Below are 21,564 nucleotides of genomic sequence, written 5' to 3'. Positions count from 1 at the left end.
GTATCTACTCTTGCTAAAAACGGGTGATCTTGATTAATTATGGGGGACTCCACCGCTCCCAAAACGTTTGAGGCAAATCCATTATACCTCCCTTCAAATAATGCACATTTTGGAACCCGGCTTTAATAAGCAAGTTAAGCGCATGCTCACTTCGCGGACCAGATTGACAGTAGACCAGGATGTTTTGCTTTGCATTAAGCTCTTTCATACGAGCATTCAATTCACAAAGAGGAATTAATTTCCCGCCTAAATTTTGTTGGTTGTGTTCCCTTACTGTTCGAACATCCAATAATAAAAGGTCAGTATGACTCTTAAGAAAAGAAGATAGTCTTTGAGATGAGACAGCGTAATCACTGAGAGTGATAGCATTTTGAGCGCTTGCGTTGTGGTTGATTCCGGGAAAACATAAATTGCAATCGGGATCCTGAGTTAATTGAATGTCTTGAAAATTCATTCCTAATACATCAATGACCAGCAAACGTTTGTGTAGTGGTTGACCATTACCCAATATCCATTTTAAAACTTCGGTCGCTTGTACCAAGCCTAAAATGCCTGGTACAACGCCCAGTACCCCGCTTTCTTGACAATTGGGAAGCCCATGAAGATCTCTTGGGAATAGGCATTGCAAACAGGGACTATTTTTGCCATAAAAAATAGAACAGTAACCACGAAACTGTACAGCGCTGGCAAAGACATAAGGTTTTTCGAGTTGCAAGCAAATTTCATGAGCGAGATAGCGTGTAGCAAAATTATCGCAACAATCTGCGACAATATCATACTGCTGAATGAGTGCCTTGGCATTTTCTGCGGTGAATCTAAAATCATACGCTTGTATATCGATCGTAGGATTTAGAGCCTCCAGCTGCTTTTTTGCCATAATGGCTTTCGATTGCTTGATATGCGTTGATTGATAGAGTAATTGCCGATGCAGATTACCCATCTCTACCTGATCAGGATCAACAATACCCAGTTTACCAACACCCGCGCCGGCTAAATATAAAAGCAATGGTGAGCCCAATCCGCCCGCGCCAATGCATAAAACGCGTGCTTGTTTTAGCCTTCGTTGTCCTGCGACACCGATCTGCGGCAACTTAATCTGCTGGTCATATCGTAACAATTCTTCAGGAGTGAGCATGACTGACCTCTTGCGCAGAAAGCAAGGTTTTTTTATGCGTGTTGACAAGCGCTAACAATTGTTGCGTGGCTAAAGCAGGGTTTTGGGCTTTAGTGATCGCTGAAATAAGTGCAATGCCTTCCACGCCTGTAGCTAACACAACAGGTAAGCGCTCCTGGTTAATGCCACCAATAGCAACCAATGGATAGTTCAATGTTCGACGCCACCGTTTGAGCTGCTCGAGCCCTTGAGGAGAAAAGGGCATGATTTTGCTGGTCGTAGAATAAATAGGGCCGCAAGCCAGGTAGGACGGACCGATTGCATGCGCACGAGCCACTTCATGATAACAGTGTGTACTGATGCCTAGTTGCAAGCCAGCATGATGAATTTTTTCCAAGTCCGCGCTTTGCAAATCCTCTTGACCTAAATGAATATTTTCGGCGCCATAGTGAATGGCAAGTTCCCAATAATCATTAATAAATAATTTCGCCTTATATTTTTTAGCTAATGCAATGCTGTTATGTATTTCTTTTTCAAATCCTGCTCGGCGATCTTTGATACGTAGCTGTATCGTTTTAACGCCGAGAGGTAATAATTTTTCTAACCAAGCGATGGAATCGACGACGGGATAAAGCCCCAAGTCAGCACAGGCATTAAATTTTTTGGGCTCCGCTTTTAGGGGTGATGAAGATAGATAAGGAAGATCCCATTCCTCTTCTGGCCAATTTGCATGAAAAAGCATTGCTATCGTTTTATCGATTCGATGCGCCAAGCGAATTCCCCGATGCGTGTACATGTGAGCAATCACGATGGCATCTTTTATATCATGCCCTAGGGCTAACGCCGCGGCGATGGCCGATGATAATGTACAACCAGTGCCACGATAATGTGCAATTGGATAACGTTTATTGCTTAGCCAAAATGATTCCTTTCCATTTGTCCAATAATCCTGGCTAAATGCATTGTCTTTCACATGCCCGCCTTTGAGAAGTATATTTTTGATACCCAAATGGATTAATTCATGCGCTGCCTCTTCGATATCAGTGTAGGAAGAAAGAGAACGATTCAAGAGAAGCTCAGCTTCCATTTTATTTGGAGTGAGTATGTCAACGAATGGAAAAAAACGTCTTAAGTCTGCTAAATAAGTTTTTAAGTCTGCTGGATACAGAGGAGTACCAGACGTTGCTTGGATCACGGGATCCAAAACAACGTTTCCGTCATAACGAGCTAAAAAACTCAACAGCACTTCATTGGCTGCAGAGGCGCCTAACATGCCAATTTTAATTGCCAGGGGTTTGGTATAAGCGGTTAAAGTTGCTAATTGGTTTGCCACATGCTCTGCAGAGACATATTCAATGGCAGAAACGTGATGGGCATTCTGTGCAGTGAGAGCGGTTGTTATTGAGCAAGCTCTGAGTCCTAATCCCCATATGGTTTGGATGTCGGTATGAATCCCTGCACATCCACTGGGATCAAGTCCTGCGATGGTCCAGACTGTTCTCATTGGGCTATCTCCTGCTGCCAAAACGGTGTATCAATCAAAGGAGTGCTGGCTTTTGCTGTAAGGCGTTCAGGCATCATCCCTGCCTCAAACGCATGGCGTCCTGCTGCAACCGCATGGCGAAATGCAGTAGCCATGACTACCGGATCACGTGCTTGAGCAACTGCTGTATTCAATAATACCGCATCAAATCCCAATTCCATGATTTGCACAGCATGAGACGGTTTGCCTATTCCTGCATCCACTATCAATAGGCTGTGAGGCAGTCGTTGGCGCAGGTTGCTTAACGCATAGGGATTCAGTAAACCTTTACCTGAGCCGATGGGAGCAGCCCATGGCATGAGAATTTTGCATCCACTATCCATTAAACGCTGGCACAACACGAGATCATCGGTACAATAAGGAAAAACGTCGAAGCCTTCTTTAACTAAAACCGTAGCCGCCTTCACCAATTCAAAGGGATCGGGTTGCAAACTATAATCATCGCCAATGACTTCCAATTTAATCCAGTTTGTGCCAAACAATTCACGCGCAAGCTGCGCTGTCATTATTGCTGTTTGAGCATCACGACAACCCGCTGTATTGGGTAATAGATGGCAGCCTAAGGATTGAATGATCTGCCAGAATGGATTAGAACCATTCTTTTGCGGTGTTTGGCGTTTCAAAGAAACGGTAAGGATCTGTGTTGCGGATGCCTGAATGGCCTGTTGCATGATATCCAATGTGGGATAACCTGAGGTTCCTAGCAGCAGACGACTTTCTAAGGTATGGTTAAGTAAACTCCACATAAGATTAACCTCCCTGCATCGGCACAATGAGGTCGATGCGATCACCGTCCTTTATCTTTGTTTGAATAAATTTTGCTCGCGGAATAACGCAGTTATTGACGGCAATGGCTACTGGCTTATCCACTTGATTGTATTGAAAAAGTAATTCCTGTAAGGACATTGCTTTTGTGATAGACATTCTTTCATTATTTAGATAAATGGTCATCATGATAGGCTCTCCCATAGTTGTGGATAACGAATGCCGCGTTGTTGTGTGGATAGCCAGTTCATGACTTCCTGTGCGAGTGTCGGTGCAATTAAAAAACCATGTCGATATAAACCGTTAATGGCAATCAATTGTGGCGCATATTTAATACAAGGCAAATGGTGCGGTAACGTGGGGCGGCAATGGGTGATGGTTTGTACGATCCTTGCCTCAGCAAACCCGGGATGTACGTAGTAAGCGGCTGTGAGTAACTCCAGGGTACTGCGCACGGAGATCGCACTTTGATCCTCTGTTTCCAGTTCAGTTGCGCCAATAAGATAATGATGGTTTGGTCGTGGAGCCAGATAAATTTTATAGCGAGGATGTAGCAGCCGGATCGGACGCCGAAAGCCAACATCAGGGGCATGCAAGTAAATTAATTCTCCACGAAGACCGCGTAATTTGGGATAGATTTCCTTTCCTCCCAAACCACGACAATCAAAGACCATGTCGAATTGTTGGCATACATTTTCTGCAATCACCTGACCTGCATGTACAGACAATACCTCTGTGTTTGCATACCAATCAACACCTTTGTTGCGTAAATAAGAACCCAACACCCTTAATACTGCCTGACTATCGAGATTACCTTCCGCGGCGAAATAATAGGCCTGTTCGAATTTGCCAAGCTCAGGTTCTAATTCTTGCAACTCATCTTGAGGTAAGCTTTGAAAATAATCATTCCCTAATTTTGATTTTATTCTGTCACTAAAGCATAACCATTCTGCTCCATCTTGCGGATGATGAACAACAAGGCTGCCAATACGATTCCAATAAATTGGTTCTGGAAGTTTCTGTAAAATCTCTGGCCAATGCTTTGTTATGGCTTCCAAGCCTAAGTGAAAAATCATTTCATCGGCATGATCGAGCTCGGAGACGGGTGTTAACAAGCCAGCTGCCGCAGAGCTACAACTTAACGCATCGCTATTCTCTTTGTTTTGATCAAATAAGGTCACCTGCCAACCTGCTTGATACAGACGCAAGGCAAGCAGACGTCCCATGATCCCCGCCCCAACAACGGCTGCCCTCATGACTTAATCAACACAACAGGCAATCGGCTTGAGGTCAGAATGAGGCTTGGTGGGCAACCATTCATTGGTGTAACAAGAAGCTACATTAAACGAATCATCAATGATCCCTAAGTGTTTGCAATAGCTTCCGACCTTACCCCAGTCACGTTCAACATTGAGTAAATTGCGCGAGAAAAAGGGCAGGGTGCGAGTGAAAATTGTTTTATACATGGGAGTGCGCAGCCCTGGTTGTGCTTGGCATAGTAATTCATAAGCTTCATCAGGCTGTTCGGTTGTAAACGCTGCACCTCGTTGGGTGGCATTTAAAAATCCCTTAACCAGCGCTGGTTGTTGCAGGGTTTGCTCAGGAACAATAAATTGAATGGAGCAAAAACAGCAACAGCCTAACCCAGCCAGTTGATCCAATCGCAGAAAAACGGTCTCCCCACGCAAGTGCTCCAATTCAACACGTTGGAAGTTAATAAAACCTATTCCAGTGTCGATGATGTCGCGACAAATGGCGTCAGTCACATTCATGCCAATTTTTACGGTCTCATAACTGTTGGTATCAATGCCTGCGAGGGTTGCCAAATTATCAAGGATTTTTTTGCCGAATTCGCCAATATAGCCGACACGTTTGCCGATAATATCTTGAAACGATGTGATACCACTGGACTTTAAGGCAATAAGTCCTGTAGGTGGTTCATCAAGTAACGTGCCGATAGAAGTGACAGGATAACCCTTTGCTCGTGCAGCCATCGTGTGAATCATTGCCTTCACACCAAAGTCCACTCGTCCTAAGCCTACAATTTCTGTTACATCGCTTGGATCGTTAGGTTCAAGAATAGCGAGTTTAATCCCTTCGTCTTGATAAAAGCCCAAGGCCTGAGCGACAAAGATTGGTGTGTGATAAGGGTTTGCATACCAATTAAGTAAGAGGGTTGTTCTTGAAGATAATGTAGACATGGCCATCCTTATGTTAAATGAAAAAAAGAGATGGCCAATAAATTTTCACTGGGACCAGGGAAAATTTTTTGAAGGCGTCCTTACGCTGGTATGAACCAGTTCAAGTTCGACGGGTAACTCTCAGCCGTTTAACGACACCCCGCGCCATCTGAAGGAATGTTAAATTTTGCTTATGGCGTTGTCAATTGATCACAAAAATTTTAAGAGCTCTAATAGTGATATCGACATTGCACAATATAAAGAGCCTCATCGGTTGCTTTGTAGATAATTCGATGTTCTCTATCAATTCGACGTGACCAATACCCGGACCAATGATGTTTCAAGGGCTCTGGGTCACCTATTCCATCGAAGGGATGTCGTTGAATGTCTTTTATAAGGGCATTAATCCGTTTAATCATTTTTTTATCAGTTGCTTGCCAATAAAGATAATCTTCCCATGCATTTTCAGCCCATGATAAAATCATTCTTCAATAATTCCATGTTCTTTTGTTTTTCCGGCCTCTACTTCGGCTATTGCTTGATTTAAACGTTCTACATTTTTCGGGCTTGACATTAAATAAGCTGTTTCTTCATAAGATTTGAAGTCTTCCAAAGACATAATGACTGCTGGTTTTCCATTTTGTCTGGTGATTAGTATAGAAACATGATCTTCATTTACTTTATCTAAAATACTTGCCAAATTATTTCTTAAAGCGGAGTAACTTAAAACGTCCATAGTAATTTCTCGATAATAGTAATATTTGTACTTATTATTGTACATGTACTTATTATTGTATGCAAGCAAAAAGCGTAGCCTGGATTAGACGAAGTCCTAATCCGGGCGGGGTTTTTATGAAACGGAGTGTGTAGTTTGTAGAGTCAGATACTTCCCGGATTAACTACCTTAGGTGGTTAATTCGGGCTATGGATTCTTTAGTTATCTCTAGTTGATTAAGCAGCAGAACCGTTGGCTCTAGCATTGCCGGGGATGGACACCTTGCCTCTATTTTCAATGACCTTGTATCTTAAGACGATTAACAGTGCAATGAATGAGATGATGAATAAAAACGACATAACGCCTATGAAACCATGAATAAATATCTTATTAAAAAGATGATGTACTAAGTCATGGGTGCTTAATGCTAAGGAATGTGCCGGATTAGAAACAAAGTCTTTTAAATATGAAAGTTGCGCACTGCTTAGGGCACTTTGAGTAGCAGAAATCGTGGCTAAAGAATTAGCCGTTACGAAATTATAAATAACAACCGCAATCGTTATTCCAATAGAGCCACCAATATTAAACATGGTCACTAGAGTCCCTGTTGCAACACTTGCTCGTTCAGGACCAACTGCAGTTTGTGCAGCAATGATTGACACGGTATTTCCCAGAGCCCACATACTGCCAAGACAAACGAAGGCGGATACAATATAGATTAATGAAGTATTGCTGGTAAAAAATACCTGTAATAAAGCTGCAAAACATGCCAATGCTAATCCTAATACGATCGTATGTAGCACACCAAGACGATTAATCAGCCATCCTACAAGGAAAGCGCTTAGAAAAACGGATACCGGAATCGCAAACAAAACAAAACCAGATAACTGCGGTGATTGATCTTTAATGATTTGCAAATAGAGTGGATCAAAAAAGAGAGTAACCGCGCTTAATACCCCTGCTAGAAAGCATAAAGCAGCCCCTGCAAAAAACAGCAAGTTTGCATAGTCGCTGAAATTAATTAATGGGTTTTGATGATTCCTCTCAGCTCTAACTAAAAGAATACTGGTAATCACACCAACGGCTAAGCAGGTAAGGGTAAGTGGATTAGTCCATCCCAGATTTTGGCTGTAAATTAAGCTCAACACGACACCACACATTGTTAAAGCCAATAACAGCATGCCTTTTATGTCTAAGGACACATGCTGATTATCAACATGAGACTCCCTGACCGATTTAAAACAGAGTAGATACCCTAATAAACAGATCGGTACATTCAGGAAGAAAATCCATCGCCATCCGCAATAGGTGACAATGAGTCCCCCTAAAAGAGGGCCCAAGGCCAGAGCAATACCGCCTATACTTCCAAACCATGCTACTGCTTTACCTCGTTCTCCTTCAGGGAACACATGAGGTAGTAAGGAAAGACCCAAAGGGAAAATGATTGCTGCACCAATACCTTGGAATAAACGCCCTAGAATTAACCAACCAATATTGAAAGACAGTCCTGCCACTAATGATGCGATAACAAAAATGCCAGCACCTATATATAAACAACGTCGACGACCATACAAATCACCAAAACGTCCCATAACTGTCGCCGAAACACAGAGGGCCAAAAAGTAAATATTCATCACCCATTGCATCGATACTAAATTCGCATGCAACTCAAGTTGTATCGTAGGAAGGGCAACATTAACGACGGTGTAATCCAAGTAAGCACCGAAAGAAAGAAGGGCGATCCCAATAAAGGCCAACCATTTATTTTGATAAGTATTTACTTTGCTAGTTTCCAACACGTTTTAAATCCTATTTTCTACTCTCGATCTTCAAAGTTTTTTAATTTGCCAAATCAAAAAACCGAATTACCGTGGCTTGACCACGGTACCCAGCGATCCTTAATGAACCGTGGATACCGTGGTCAAGCCACGGTAATTCGATATTCTAAAAAGTCAAGCAATAAAAAACTTGAATATCGAATATCAGTTTTAAATCTGTTGTCATTCAAAATTTTTTATCTGCGAACGTTTTATAAGCGTGAAATTCAGAGATAACTATTGATTGAAATTTTAAATAACATGAAAAAATTGTGAATACGATCAGCAAATAGCGCGGGATTGTAAATGAATATCTGGTCTAAAACAAGGCATATTGGAAGATAAAGGAGACTTAAGAGGAAGAGCGTCCAAGATTCAGTAGAATCTTCCTTCGCGATGTTCAGAATGAGCATTCGTACGGGGCATCGCGAAGAACTTTGAGCTTTATTATCATCACTTGGTTAATATTTTAAACGGGATACCCTAAAAAACTAGGAAACGTATGTTCTATTTCTGGGGTATTCAACCAAATTCGTAATAGATAACGAAGGCTTTGATTTTCTGGATGATCAAAGGTGGTTCGACCATGCAGAATTTCTTCATTATTAATAAAAATAATATTCCCTGGTTCTAACTTGGTTTCAAAGGCAATATCTTTTTGGAGCGAGACTTTATCAAATAATTCCAGCGCTTCGGATTGTTGTGGAGTATATCGAGGGATGTCTGGAAATTTTTTTTGCGCATCATTGTAAAATGGTTGGTGATATTGACATCTTAGTTGATTTCCATACATGGCAAAAACAGGACTCAGATCGTAAGGCAAGGAGCCTTCCAATTCATTTCCCCGTCTATCGGCATAAAAGCCCTGGTACAACACATCCAGTAAGTCGGGTCTAATTTTTTTTATTTCATCATGAACTGTACGCGAGCTTGAAAGCAAGGTGTGACCTCCAACGTCAGCTGAGGCAAAACAGTACATGCCAAGAATGGCTCCAGCATCCGTATGCATAGGCAAGGCTTCTTTAACATAGGGTCCACGTGAATTCTTGGTATCGAGTGTCATTCCCTCGATGCTTTTGACGTCGAATATAAGATCTTGATTCTTATTTTGTTTTAACGGTATACCTAAAGGTGAACAAAATGCCAAGAAGAATTTTTTAATAACTTCCGGGCTATATTTATCTTCAGATGAAGGCAGTCCTGTCAGTGTGATAAATCCTCTTATATGAATTAAAGCATGCATGATTTCATCATATAAAGCCTGCAGTTCAGTTAGTAAAAGGTTTTTAATGTCACTGTTGTCCCATGAAAGATTTTCATTTTCTAAAAGTACAAGAGCCTGCAGGATAATATCTTTTTCCCTGTTAGAGAGGTCACGAAGATGTGAGGAACCGTTCGTAATATCCTTACTGTGCCATTTTAAAGGGTTATTTATATTTGTTTGATTCATGTCTCATCTTGCCTGTCGTAGATCTCAGTTGTGTATTGCCATCTTACTTTCTCTGTGTAGGAAGAGCTGCGTAGAAATAATCCAGTAAAATTCAAAAACAATACATGACGCCGGGGGTGTATTAAAAACAAATTTTATGCATCAGTAAATACCAAACTGAATATTTTTATTGTCGAATGCAAAAATTTAGGTGAAAAAGAATTTAATGTTGATATAATGCGCTTCGCTCTCAGATTGACATTATTTTTAACAGTAAAATGAATTACTTGCCAGTATCGTGTAAAAATACAGCAAAAAGATGAAAGGACACGCATTTGAGAGGATTTTAAATCACTTTTTATGCGGGGATAGCAAGCATGTTTTCTTTGGAACGTAATTTAGAAGAAGAACGGATACCATTAAATACGGAGGAATTAAATACACATAAGGCTTCCTTCAGATATACGGATTTGGATATCGAAGGCGAAAATAAGAAGATGAACTTTGAGGGAAAAAAAGCCTTACTGTTTATTAGTGTTGGACAAGCCTATCATGAGCAAGGGAAGTTTTTAGCAACAATTGAATTGGTTAATAAACATCCATTCGCGCGTTGCGATATTGTCATGGCTGACACGCTGCAAAGACATAATCATTACGGCAGATTGGGTGAAGAAAAAGCTTGGGTATATGCCAAAGAAGCAGGTGATCACTGGTTAGAAAGAAGTGCGTTTGCGCTTAGTAAGCATACTATTCCGCATGATATTATTCGATGGGACGATTTGCTGTTTCATAAAGATTATCCAGAGTTAAAAGATAAGATTGTTAAGGCTTATCATGAAAATGAAGAATACAAAGCTGCTCTTCATACCAATGTTCTGACCTATATCGATCGCTTAAAATCGATTAATCCTTTAACGGATCAAGAGGCATTATTTAATTATGGTTTAAATTACCTCATAGAAGAATGTCCAATTGTCATGCCACTTTGGGCGCAAATGGGTTATGACTTCATTATTTATCCTAAACCGCTCACACCTGGTATGGAAAAAACTCGCGATTTATTCCTCCCTGAAGAACTCAGCGATAAATGTCAGTGGATTTATCTTCGCTTTAAAAAGAGATAATTAAATCTTAGGGGTGACATCCGGAAGGCTAGGATGTCGCCATAGCACTAAGGTTCTATTAATTTTTTCACTAATCTAGCTTTTAAAGAGCCACAATTAGAGATTTTTTTATGATAAAGGATACTCAAATTCCAGTGATTGATGTCTCGGCTTTATATTCTGCTCGCTCAGAACGAGACCTGCTTTCTTTAGCACAGATTTTTAGAGAAGTTTACACAACCATTGGTTTTGCCCATATCGTTAACCACGGTATCTCGCAACGAATGTTTGATGCAATTTTTGAGCAATCAAAACTATTCCACCATTTACCTGAAGAGGAAAAATTAAAAATAAAGCAAAATGAATTTTTCCGTGGTTACATGCCTATTGAGGGCTCTCGCTTTGCTCTTTCAACGCTAGGTGAAGCCATTATTCCTAATCAAAGTGCAGCTTTTATATTAGGCTTTGAAGTACCGGAAACCGATCCGGAATACAAATTGGGGATTAATCTTGCAGGTCCCAATCAGTGGCCCAGTGAAGAGTTATTACCAGATTTTAAGAATGTTTTACTCCATTATCGTGAAAATCTTACTACGCTTTTGCGAAACTTGGTTCGTGTTTTCTCTCTTTCTTTGGGGCAGAATTATTATGCTCTAGATAAGTGTTTCGTACGACCAACAACGTTTTTACGTCTTCAATATTACCCTGCACAACCTGACGTGATTCCCGAGCAGCAATACGGCATTGCTCCTCATACAGACTGGGGTGCTCTTACTTTGTTGGCACAAGATTCAGTGGGGGGGTTGCAAGTAAAGCAGTGTGATGGATCTTGGCTAGATGTACCTCCGTTAGAAGGATCCTTTATTTTAAATACCGGTGATATGATGCGTCGTATGAGTAATGACACTTATATATCTACCCCTCATCGGGTAATTAACACATCAGGAAAGGAAAGGTATTCCATTCCGTTTTTCTTTGAGCCAGATATGCATGCACTTATCTCGCCGCTTACGGAAAAAACGCCGCTATATGAACCGACAGAATATGCAGATCATATAATGAAGCAGATTAAAAACAATTACAAAATCGGCGCTAAGGGATACCAGGAAGTTATGCAAGAAAACTAATTTTTAAACATATCCTTTTTGAATGGTGTTCTTATTTTTCATATGAGCGAGATGGCTGAAAGTCATTTTTTTATGTAACTTTCCGAGATAAATATGTCCAGTTTGTTTTTAAGCGAAGATGATCAAAAAATATTATGTGATCGTTTTAATGAATTAGTTAAACATGTTAAGGAAAACTTTGCATTCTATAAACGTTTTTATGGAGATATTGAACAAACTGAGATTCATTCATTAAGTGATTTGGCTCGTTTCCCACTCATTGATAAACATGTGCCTGGGATATCCACTTTGGCTGATGAAGTGCTTGCCAAAAATCCTCCTGCTTATTTTGAAACCAGTGGTACTTCAGGCAATCCTTTTCCCGTCATCCCAGATTTAGGGCCGGAACGAGGTGGGGAGTTTGCCAATTTTATTTTTGATTGGCTTGGTTTGGATAAAACAGAAGTTAAGCGCGCAATCATTGCTTTGCCCTTCGAGATGAACCCTATTGGCATAAAGTATTTTGCTGCTTTAACGAAAGCAGGAATTACAGCAATTCCCGTTGGCGTTAAAACCCTTTTGTGTCCTCCGAAAAAAGTGTTGGAACTCTTTGATCGCTTAAAACCGGAGTTATTGATTGGCAGGCCTCTAGAAACATTACGTTATGCACAAGCCATGAAGGCGCAAGGAAAAGATCCAAGTAAATCATCGATCAAAAAAATTATTTTAACAGGTGAAATTATATCCAAATCCAAATGCAAGCGGATTAGTCACCTCTATGGTGGAGCATCCGTACATGGGGTATATGGTTTAACCGAATTGGATAGTGGTGGTTTGGTGGCCTGCAGTAAACATCAATACCATTTACCATCAAAACCTTATTTAGTTGTGGAATTGCTCAAAGATGATTTTAAAACCCCTGTGCAAAATGAAGGAGAAATCGGCAATATTGTATTAACCAATACCCACAGAAATTATATGCCGTTGTTGCGTTATAAAACAGGTGATTTTGGAACACTACACTTCAATTGTGGTTGTGAATATGATACGCCAGTCATAAATGTTTTAGGCCGATCGGCTGATTTAATCCGATGTAAGAAGAGTGGTAAATCCGTTTTTCCGATACAAATAGAAGAGATTTTATTTCAATACGATGAAATTGGTTGTGAATATCAAATCATTTCTCGAAACGGAGCGGTTGAGCTAAGAATTGAATTGACTGAAATGTTAGACCAGGACAAAACCACGACTTTGGTGGAGCGACTAAAAGCAGATATTACACGTCAACTCTCTATTGAAATAGCTGCTATTCAAGTATTTAACCCAGATCAATTGGCCAGCAAACTCGGGATTGCCAAGGCGAAAGCTGGAACGCTTTATGTTTTAGATGGTCTAAGTGATGAAGAAATAGCAGAGCGATTGCAAATTAATTTTTAGTGGTTGAGAGGTTTATAAGTAATGATAAATTGGGAAAAATACAGGGAGCTATTTCCTGTTGTAGCAAAGCAAACATATTTTATGACGGCAGGGGGTGGAGCGACACCAAAGCCGGTACTTAAGGCTATTCAGGAACGTTATCAACTTGTAGCCGAAAATGGCGGGCGAGTTTTCGGTGACAATATTAAAATGATGGAAGCCTGCCGTGAGAAAATCGCAAAATTAATCAATGCGGATAAAGAACATATTGCATTTATTCCTAATGTTTCATTTGGTATGAATGCATTGGCGCATTCTTTACCACGAGAAGGTTCCATTTTGCTTGCTAAAAACGATTTTGCTTCGTCTATCCTTCCCTGGAAAAATGCAGGTCATGCAATCACATGGGCTTCTTCTTCAGCTTCCCTGGTTGACAAGCTATCGTTATCGCAGCATACAGACGATGGTGTTTCGTCTATTGTTGCTAGTTATATCCATTATGCTAACGGCTACAAACTGGATTTAGAAAAGATTAAAGAACTAAAACAGGGTGCCAATTTTATCGTAAACGGTACTCAAGGCATTGGTGCTTTTCCTATTGACGTTAAAAAACAGGGCATCGATGCGCTGGTTTGCTCCTGCTATAAATGGATGTGTTGTGGAGAAGGGATAGCCTTTATTTATATTCATCCAGATTTGTTTGCAAAGCTAACCCCCGCGTTGGTCGGTTGGCGAAGTGTGGAAAGCGCCATGAATTTTGATAATGAGTGCCAACTGTATAAGTCTGCACGCATTTTTGAGCTGGGTTGGGACAACATGACCATTTTTTCTGGTTGTGATGCTGCCCTTGATTTAATTGAAGAAGTTGGTATTGCAAACATAGCACAGCGAATTTATTCACTAACGGATTACTTAATCGCCGGCTTGCAGGAGCTTAATATACCCATATTGTCTGATACAGAGGCAGAACACCGTTCTGGTATCGTGCTACTCGGTCCTTTTCCTCAATTAGACAATGTGGTCAAAATGTTAGAAAGCCAGAACATATGGGTGACTCAACGCGACGGTGGAATAAGGATTGCTTTGCATTTTTACAATAATGAGATGGATATTGATAATCTATTAAATGCGCTGAAAACGATAGCTTGATGATTTGCCCATCTCACATCGTGAAATAACGGCTAACTTTTTAAACTCGATCTTTAATGTGCTTGACTTTATAAATACCGAATTACCGTGGTCAAGCCACGGTAATTCGGTGTTCTAAAATGCTTAAAGATCGAGAAACCTACACAAACCTGCGATAATAAGGATAGGTGGCATGGTTTAAAAGTTCTTTATCCCCCCAACTATCACCATAAGCATAAATAACACGGGGAGAACCTACAAGGTCTAAAACGCGTCTTAATTTCTCTTTACCATTGCAGCTCTTTCCCTCCAGGCGACCAGTCGCTCGACCTTGAGTATTAAATTCGATTTTTGTTGACGCAATGGCATCAAATCCGGTTTTACATGCCCAGTAATCGACATAAACATTATAAGCGGATGTTGCTAAAACGCAGTGATGTCCTTGTTCTTTATGCCATTGTAAACGTGAGAACGCTGCATGTCTTATAAGCCCTGGGATAATTGAATTTGCAAATTCCTCACCATTTTTATAGAGAAAATCTCGGGATAAATCTTTCAGAAATGTCTTAGCAATGGCTGAATTCAATTGATCCACATCGATTAGACGAAGTTGATAGGCAATAGCGCTGGGCAATTTCATCATAAATTTCCAACCAAAGTGATTGCCTGAGATAAATTTTAAAAAGGGTATGGTTGTATTCTTTTGTGTAATCGTTCCATCGAAATCAAAAACGGCTACGGTTTCGTATTCTTTTTTCATGATCATGTCTACGATCCTTATATTCCGAACCGCAATTGCTATTACTATCTATGTTAGCCAAAATTTTAATATTTGCAGGCTTAAAATATGATAAGGAGGTGTCTTTTACTTTCAAAACCCTTTCGCTATGATAGGCGAAAATTTTTCTCAGGACGGAAAAATGCTACCCAAGGAATATGAGAACAACATTCAACAATGTAAGTCAAACATTGGGAACCTTCCCGCGACTGAAATCAAGTATCACCTGCTCTTGCTTGTTGAGACCATTAAACCCAAAAACAATGATGTCAACAGAAAAATCCTGGTGCAAACGTTGAAGTTCGTTGATGCTTTGTCCAAGGTAATGAATAAAGAGTCGTCAGAAGCTCGCCAGGGTAGAAATTCTTATCTTGATATTATCCGGAGATACCAGCATTTAATACATACAGCAAAAATCGGTGATGTCAGCACCCAAATTATCGATCAATTACTTAATATAGGGGGTGGGTTGCTTGCGTTCTTTGCAGGAACTCTTGGTGGGTTAATTGGTGGCTTTGCTGGTCTGGCAAGAGGGATTTTCAACCTTAATAACCCATTTACCTCTTTTACTATCGGTGTTCTTACAGGTGCATGCTTAGGCTCCACCATCGGTTTTAGACTTCCGCAAAAATTATTTCAAAATCCCATAATCAGACAATTAAGACTTTGCCTCGAAGGAATTCAGGAGTGTCTGAATGCATTGCAATCTGAGACTAAATCGTTTGCAGATTATCAAGAAGAAGCAAAAGCAGAGCTTTTGCAGGATTATTTTGCTGATGATGAAGAGGCTCTTAATAAGTTTTTAGAGAGACAAGACATCCTCTATGAGATAAATACCTTTTATGCACAGTTTGTGAGCCCAACCCTCGAGCGTTTTTTGGGCCACCATGCGTTTATTAAAATCAACATTAAGGACAACACCCCTCTCGTTATCGAGTTTTCTAATGGTAAAGCGGATTTTAAGCGGGCGGTTACCCAGAAAGATGAGCGATGTGTCAGTGGGGAAACCATCTTGAACATGCTCGCTCTTCATAAACAGCTTCAGGTGACACATGCTTGCACGACAAAATATATTGTTACCAAAATGAAAGCTGGTGAAAATGATTGCTTCACCTATGTGAATAAAATTCTCATTGGTACATCACAAAAACCGTCCTCCGTTAAACGCATTGATGGAAAAGAAAACTGGATAGGGCGAAATGTTGGATTTTTTGTGCAAAACCTTAGTGCTTTAAGTCCAGAGGTTTTTTCTGAAGAGAAGGCAATTACCCTCGGCTAATACTCAAGCTTGAAGTTTTTTAATCTGACAAATCATACACTGAATTACCGTGGTCAAGCCACGGTAATTCGATATTTTAAAAAGTTAATTCTAAAAAGCCAGATAAATAAAAGCTGAAGATCAAGTGTTAATGAAAAGCTCTTCTATGGTGACAAAGACTTGATTTGTGAATGAATTAGAGACCAAATAAAGATAGATAGTATCCGCGCGTCCAGTTGGTTATTAAAAGATGGATACCATCTTGAGGCATTTTAGGCTTGAATTGCGCACCATGTCTACAAATCAGGCTTCCTACAAATCAATGTTAGCTGAGTAGCAGATACTATCCATATTCAAATATTAGTTCAAAAAACGAACAATAGCAATGCTCTTGCACCATCAGGGTTAAAAATGATCTTTTTGTCTAAACTGGTATCAATCCGCAATTAATGGTGATAAAATGCCTGCTTCGTAAAAATTTTTGTCAATCTGACTTATTAAGATGAATTAAATTTACATATAGGAACTTAACGAATGAAAGAGAAAAGCTCAGCAGGTTTTTTTATTCCCAATATACCCTTACCCAGCAAAGAGGCTTACAGCATATTAGTCATGAATAACAATATGAAAAAGATTCATGAACTCGTCGAGCATTTCCTTGCTTTTGTAGACCCTAAAAAAAGTATTCTGGTTGACATCAAAAAAACGAATCCCAACCTCAATGCAGAGACGTTTATTAAAGAATTGCAGGCCACTGTCAAGAGATTAGACGATGCTGTAAGCGATGGAAAACCTTATCCGACTTTATTCGGTGATATTATGACGTTACAACAGCATCTACAAGTCATTTTACACTATTATGCGGATCAAATAAGTGATTATGAAAAGCGAATAAAGGCTAAACTATCTAGGGAAGCCTACGGTGCATTAGCTTTGCAAAAAACTCATGAACTAATTAAGTGTTCCCTTGCTTATGTGGACCCCAACCAACTCGATTCCAAACCTAATATAAAGAAAGAGTTATTAGCCCCTGCCAAGAGAATACATGATGCCATAAAGCATAGAATATCTTATTCGACTTTATTCGATGACGTCATGATGATACAGGAACATCTACCAAGCATTCTACCTTATTATCAGAGCTTAATAAGTTATTATGAAGAACTAATAAATGATGAACAAAATCAAGGTATGCAAGGTTCTTGTAAAAGGGTTATTGCCGAACGAGCCGCGGCTATACAAGATGCTAAAAAAGCGATTGCTGAACTAGCTATTATTAAACAAGATGCTGAAGCAGCTGTTGCGCAACAAACGCCTAGAATGAGACGTCATATTGCTCTGGATCATTTAGGGAAAGAAAAACGTTCAGATTTAAAAAGTCTGATGCGTAAGGTATCTGCCCACCAAAAAACCGAGCTCAACCCTGAGGAGTCTTTGTTGCTGCAGAGATATAATATGTATTTTTGTGCTGATGATATCATGAAGCAAGATATGGAAAAACTTGGGGAGTTAATCATGATGTCATTTTTGTTTGATCACACTAAAGAAAGTGAATTTTCTTACACTAATGTCTGTTGACAATTCATTTATTCATTCTTGAAATTCCTACGTATCGCGGCTTGTCCGCGATATCCACAAGATCCTTGGATGACGCGGACAAGCCGCGTCACGTAGGCCTTGAGACCCTACTGCCCCCTCTATGAATGTAATCACAAGGGCCGCATGAACGCCCGTAAGTCAGGTCTTGTTTGCATGCGATATTGATAAACAGTATAGAAGGCAATGACATTTTTCAGGTAATTGCGTGTTTCTTGCCAGGGAAGGGTTTCAATCCAAATATCGATTTGCTTAGGCGGATGATTTTTTAACCAAAAATTGACTTGGCGTGGACCTGCATTGTATGCCGCAGCGACGAGAAGGGGATGGCCGTAGTGATTAGCCAACTGTTTTAAGTAGGCAACACCGATATTAATATTTTTTTGCGATAAGAAAAGCTGAGCTTTATCGGCGTAGGAAATTCTTTCGCGTTTAGCCACCTGGCTTGCTGTAGTAGGCATCAGTTGCATTAATCCGCGCGCACCGGCAGGAGAAACAACATCTTCGCGAAAGCCGCTCTCTTGACGGATGATCGCGTAAATCAATTCTTGTGGAATATGATAATTTTTAGAGTACTCACTAATTGCCATACGATAGGCCAAGGGAAAGCGCAGCATCAATTGGTTATTCAGATCTTCTTCCGTATTGCTGAGATAAACGGATTTCCCGTGCCATTGCAGGTCATTAGCTATCCAATAAGCCAAAGCGCTTTTATCCTCTTTAGGTAGTTCAATAACAAACTCATTTAGAAGTCGCGAAGCTTGTAGGGACTGTTTGGTAAGATAGAGCGATTTTATGTTGTCTGTGAAAGGTTGATAAGGTTTTAGAATGGACATGTCATTGACAGGCGGCTCATTCTCAAAATTTGGTGACTTATTTAAACGTAGGCTGGCAAGAAAACCGTAATAATGTCTTGATTTTGCCACTGATTGATAAATTGCATTCGCTTTTGCTCTTTCTCCCCGTGCTTCAAGGGCTCGAGCTAACCAGTATTGCCAGCAAGGGCTGTCTTTGTCTTGGGAATAATTAACCAAGCGTTCAACTTGCGCCCATTCCTGGCGCTTAAGAGCATAACGAATTTGCCAATCAAGCAAAACATCGTTGTAATAGGCTGGTTGTACTTTTGCAAACCAATGGTTGGCATCCTCATGATTACGCATGGCCTTATACAAGGCAACATGAGCAAGAAAAGCCTGTTGTTGTGCATGGTTCAGCATTTTCTTGGTTTTTTCAGTTTGCGAAAGCTTGATAGCCTGATCCATATTGGTAGAAACCATGCGTTTTAAACCAAACAGATAGAAGATGTCATGCAACTCTCCAGGTTCAAGTTGTGTGATGCGCGCGGGGCTTTGATAGATACTAATTAATAACTGTTCATCTTTCAGGCGGGGTTGCTTGTATTGTTTTAATAAATAACGAGCCAGTCCAAGATTGCGTTTATCTAGAGCCAGCTTGATTCGCTCCGTAATCAGACGCTCATCAAAGCTTTCATTTTTTAGCAGTAAATTAAACAAATCATTGCAGGCCGGTGGTTGCGACGTGCCATTTAACCATAGTGGCTTAGCCGCTTGCAGTGCCTGTTGTTGTTTTCCTTGCTGATAATCAGCAATTAAGGCGTAACATTGCAAGCTAATATCTTTAGATGGTTTGTAGTGTTGGGTATAACTTTGCCAATTTTTTTGACGAGCCAATTGATATAGCCATTTTTCCCGCAGTTTTTGTGCAAGGGGTGTGTCACTGTCAATAAAAGCGAGGAATTCAGAATCAGGCTGAGTCGGTAAATTTTGACTCCATTGCATGTAGGCCATGAAGCGATTTAAATACTCCGTTCCGGATGAGGCATGAATGAACAGGGATAAGCCCATCATGCAAATGAATAATAGTGGTTTTCTCATAGCCTCTCAGTTATCACAACATTCATTATTCTAGGGTTTGTGCAACTTTTTTTTTGAACCACGAATTACCGCGGCTTGACCGCGGTATCCATTGACAGCCTCAATAGACCCCGGGGTCAAGCCACGGGGATTCGAAAAGTTGCATATCATGTTAATTAATTCAATCAAAGGGATAACAATTGATTGCGCATGGCTTTGATTGTTTTGCCATAATCGTCAGTTGAGAATATAGCAGAACCTGCAACAAATTGGGTAGCACCTGCTTTCGCTAAGTCAGCAATATTTTCGATGGTTACACCGCCATCAATGGTGATGGGTAATGTGGGGAAATGTTTGCTAATCCATGTTATTTTTTCTCTGACTGCAGGTATTAATTTTTGTCCACCAAAACCTGGATTAACTGTCATAACCAGGACAAAATCCAATCGATGCTGGCACCACTTTAGCCACTCAGGACTTGTGGCAGGATTTAAAACCAGCCCGGCTTGACAACCCTGCTGACGAATCAGTTCGAGGCTACGATCTAAATGAATCGTGGCATCAGGATGAATGCTGATGCGCGTAGCACCTGCTTTGGCAAAATGAACAATCAGGTCATCGACCGGAGTAGTCATTAGATGAACATCAAGGGTTATTTCCGGGAAGCGCTTGTGGAGTGCCGCGCATATGGGAGGACCAAAGGTGAGATTGGGCACATAGTGGTTGTCCATGACATCAAAGTGGATCAAATCCGCTCCCGCTTGCATGACGGCACTGACTTCCTCGCCAAGCCTTGTCATATCAGCTGAAAGAATGGAGGGGGCGATTAAATATGTCATGATGAAACCTTACATGGGTGATTAACACCATTATACCTCTTCCGTTAGGCATTAAACCAATAATTAAAGCCAAAGTTCAAGGTATGAAAGACCAGACGATCATTCGTGGTTTTTAACTGTCTGCTGGTTAAATAACGGTAATCAGCAAACACTGAAAAATAATCATCCATTTGATAACCAAGGCCCACAATAGCTTGGCCAACAGGTGTCGATTCACTGTCGTTGATGCGTATGACAGGTGTGAAAAACTGCCCTGCAGCATTAAATGAATTGATGTTAAGCACCCATTGATTTTGTACATTTGCATAGCCTATCCCTGCACCTAAGTAAGGAAACCAGCCTACTTGATCGGAATCATAACGGTAAAAATCGTAAAGAACATTAAACAGTCCAGATATGAGTTGCGTGTGACCACTCATACTGTATGGGTTAGTAAAGAACGTTACGGTACCTGCTGAGGTGGTTACTGTGGTTGTGACGTATTGTTGTCCAAATGTTACTCCGCCAATATTTAGGCTTTTGAACGTATTATAGTTAAACAATAATTCGCCTTCAAAACGAAAGCCACACCAGCGATAACCTGCTTGACCACCCACGCCACCTCCGAATGAATATTTAATTTCCCCATTAGGACTGGTGGGGAATGGAACGGCTGTAGCTGGAGGAACGAGGGTAGCATTATAAATGGCTATGCTTGATGGGCTTGTGAAATTAAGTGTAAAAAATTGTGCTGGGGTGAGCGTAAAATCCGCCGTAGGCACATAACTACCCACCAAAAACAAACCAGCATACCACCCATCGGCTGGGGTGCCCACGCAGAAGGCACTGCTGCTTGCAAGGAGTGCCGGTAATCCCAATTTCAGAAAATTTTTCATGCCTAAATCCTTATCTTATAGCTAGCTC

General features: G+C 40.6%; 20 protein-coding genes and 1 riboswitch. Of the genes, 6 read left to right on the top strand and 14 right to left on the bottom strand.

The annotated features are described in order from the left end of the window. Positions 1–37: 37 nt before the first annotated feature. From CKV79_RS09080 to CKV79_RS09035, 10 genes are all read right to left on the bottom strand, one after another. Positions 38–1,135: a HesA/MoeB/ThiF family protein gene (locus tag CKV79_RS09080; protein WP_028373801.1), complete on the bottom strand. Its 1,098-nt coding sequence runs from the start codon at positions 1,133–1,135 to the stop codon at positions 38–40. Next, positions 1,122–2,618 carry a thiamine phosphate synthase gene (thiE, locus tag CKV79_RS09075; RefSeq protein ID WP_065236361.1) on the bottom strand — a complete coding sequence of 499 codons (1,497 nt, stop codon included), beginning with the start codon at positions 2,616–2,618 and terminating at the stop codon, positions 1,122–1,124. Before thiE ends, CKV79_RS09080 begins: the two co-directional genes overlap by 14 nt. After that, entirely contained in the window at positions 2,615–3,403 is a 789-nt protein-coding gene (locus CKV79_RS09070; protein ID WP_028373802.1) for a thiazole synthase, read from the bottom strand. The genes thiE and CKV79_RS09070 overlap by 4 nt, the downstream gene beginning before the upstream one ends. 4 nt (positions 3,404–3,407) lie before the next feature. Then, complete coding sequence (gene thiS / locus CKV79_RS09065; RefSeq protein ID WP_028373803.1) at positions 3,408–3,611, bottom strand: sulfur carrier protein ThiS; 204 nt, start codon at positions 3,609–3,611, stop codon at positions 3,408–3,410. Beyond that, entirely contained in the window at positions 3,608–4,678 is a 1,071-nt protein-coding gene (thiO, locus tag CKV79_RS09060; RefSeq protein ID WP_028373804.1) for a glycine oxidase ThiO, read from the bottom strand. The genes thiS and thiO overlap by 4 nt, the downstream gene beginning before the upstream one ends. 3 nt (positions 4,679–4,681) lie before the next feature. Next, on the bottom strand, positions 4,682–5,623 hold the full coding sequence (locus tag CKV79_RS09055) for an ABC transporter substrate-binding protein (protein ID WP_028373805.1): 942 nt from the start codon (positions 5,621–5,623) through the stop codon (positions 4,682–4,684). Positions 5,624–5,683: 60 nt separating this feature from the next. After that, positions 5,684–5,775, bottom strand: a riboswitch (TPP riboswitch). 57 nt (positions 5,776–5,832) lie between these two features. Continuing rightward, complete coding sequence (locus CKV79_RS09050) at positions 5,833–6,087, bottom strand: Txe/YoeB family addiction module toxin (RefSeq protein WP_028373806.1); 255 nt, start codon at positions 6,085–6,087, stop codon at positions 5,833–5,835. Beyond that, positions 6,084–6,338 (bottom strand): type II toxin-antitoxin system Phd/YefM family antitoxin, encoded by a 255-nt coding sequence (locus CKV79_RS09045; RefSeq protein WP_028373807.1) that lies wholly within the window; start codon positions 6,336–6,338, stop codon positions 6,084–6,086. Before CKV79_RS09045 ends, CKV79_RS09050 begins: the two co-directional genes overlap by 4 nt. 215 nt (positions 6,339–6,553) lie before the next feature. Continuing rightward, entirely contained in the window at positions 6,554–8,116 is a 1,563-nt protein-coding gene (locus tag CKV79_RS09040; RefSeq protein WP_028373808.1) for an MFS transporter, read from the bottom strand. Between the two features lie 487 nt (positions 8,117–8,603). Further along, on the bottom strand, positions 8,604–9,584 hold the full coding sequence (locus CKV79_RS09035; protein WP_028373809.1) for a TauD/TfdA family dioxygenase: 981 nt from the start codon (positions 9,582–9,584) through the stop codon (positions 8,604–8,606). A 356-nt stretch (positions 9,585–9,940) separates the two neighbouring features. Here CKV79_RS09035 and CKV79_RS09030 point away from each other — a divergent pair, with 356 nt between their 5' ends. The 4 genes from CKV79_RS09030 (at position 9,941) to CKV79_RS09015 (ending at position 14,337) form a co-directional block, all read left to right on the top strand. Next, a complete protein-coding gene (locus tag CKV79_RS09030) occupies positions 9,941–10,687 on the top strand; it encodes a tRNA-dependent cyclodipeptide synthase (protein WP_051546209.1) in 747 nt (248 codons plus the stop codon). 110 nt (positions 10,688–10,797) lie between these two features. Then, positions 10,798–11,793, top strand: coding sequence for an isopenicillin N synthase family dioxygenase (locus CKV79_RS09025; protein WP_028373811.1), 996 nt, complete (start codon positions 10,798–10,800; stop codon positions 11,791–11,793). Between the two features lie 93 nt (positions 11,794–11,886). Continuing rightward, entirely contained in the window at positions 11,887–13,209 is a 1,323-nt protein-coding gene (locus CKV79_RS09020) for a phenylacetate--CoA ligase family protein (RefSeq protein ID WP_028373812.1), read from the top strand. A 21-nt stretch (positions 13,210–13,230) separates the two neighbouring features. Continuing rightward, entirely contained in the window at positions 13,231–14,337 is a 1,107-nt protein-coding gene (locus CKV79_RS09015; RefSeq protein ID WP_058387156.1) for an aminotransferase class V-fold PLP-dependent enzyme, read from the top strand. Positions 14,338–14,476: 139 nt separating this feature from the next. Here the strand turns inward: CKV79_RS09015 and CKV79_RS09010 are convergent, their stop codons facing one another. Continuing rightward, positions 14,477–15,082, bottom strand: a complete 606-nt coding sequence (locus tag CKV79_RS09010; RefSeq protein ID WP_035915860.1) for an HAD-IB family hydrolase — start codon at positions 15,080–15,082, stop codon at positions 14,477–14,479. 154 nt (positions 15,083–15,236) lie between these two features. On the opposite strand from CKV79_RS09010, the gene CKV79_RS09005 reads away from it, so the two are divergent. Beyond that, entirely contained in the window at positions 15,237–16,373 is a 1,137-nt protein-coding gene (locus tag CKV79_RS09005; RefSeq protein WP_131796098.1) for a hypothetical protein, read from the top strand. Positions 16,374–16,886: 513 nt separating this feature from the next. Beyond that, entirely contained in the window at positions 16,887–17,930 is a 1,044-nt protein-coding gene (locus CKV79_RS09000; RefSeq protein ID WP_028373815.1) for a hypothetical protein, read from the top strand. Between the two features lie 131 nt (positions 17,931–18,061). Here the strand turns inward: CKV79_RS09000 and CKV79_RS08995 are convergent, their stop codons facing one another. From CKV79_RS08995 to CKV79_RS08985, 3 genes are all read right to left on the bottom strand, one after another. Beyond that, a complete protein-coding gene (locus CKV79_RS08995; RefSeq protein ID WP_028373816.1) occupies positions 18,062–19,843 on the bottom strand; it encodes a lytic transglycosylase domain-containing protein in 1,782 nt (593 codons plus the stop codon). 164 nt (positions 19,844–20,007) lie between these two features. Then, positions 20,008–20,661, bottom strand: a complete 654-nt coding sequence (rpe, locus tag CKV79_RS08990; RefSeq protein ID WP_028373817.1) for a ribulose-phosphate 3-epimerase — start codon at positions 20,659–20,661, stop codon at positions 20,008–20,010. Positions 20,662–20,705: 44 nt separating this feature from the next. Further along, entirely contained in the window at positions 20,706–21,536 is an 831-nt protein-coding gene (locus tag CKV79_RS08985) for an outer membrane protein (RefSeq protein WP_028373818.1), read from the bottom strand. Positions 21,537–21,564: the final 28 nt, after the last annotated feature.

Origin of the sequence: Legionella lansingensis (assembly GCF_900187355.1) — a bacterium.
Taxonomy (GTDB): Bacteria; Pseudomonadota; Gammaproteobacteria; order Legionellales; family Legionellaceae; genus Tatlockia; species Tatlockia lansingensis.
This window is presented reverse-complemented; position numbering and strand designations above follow the sequence as displayed.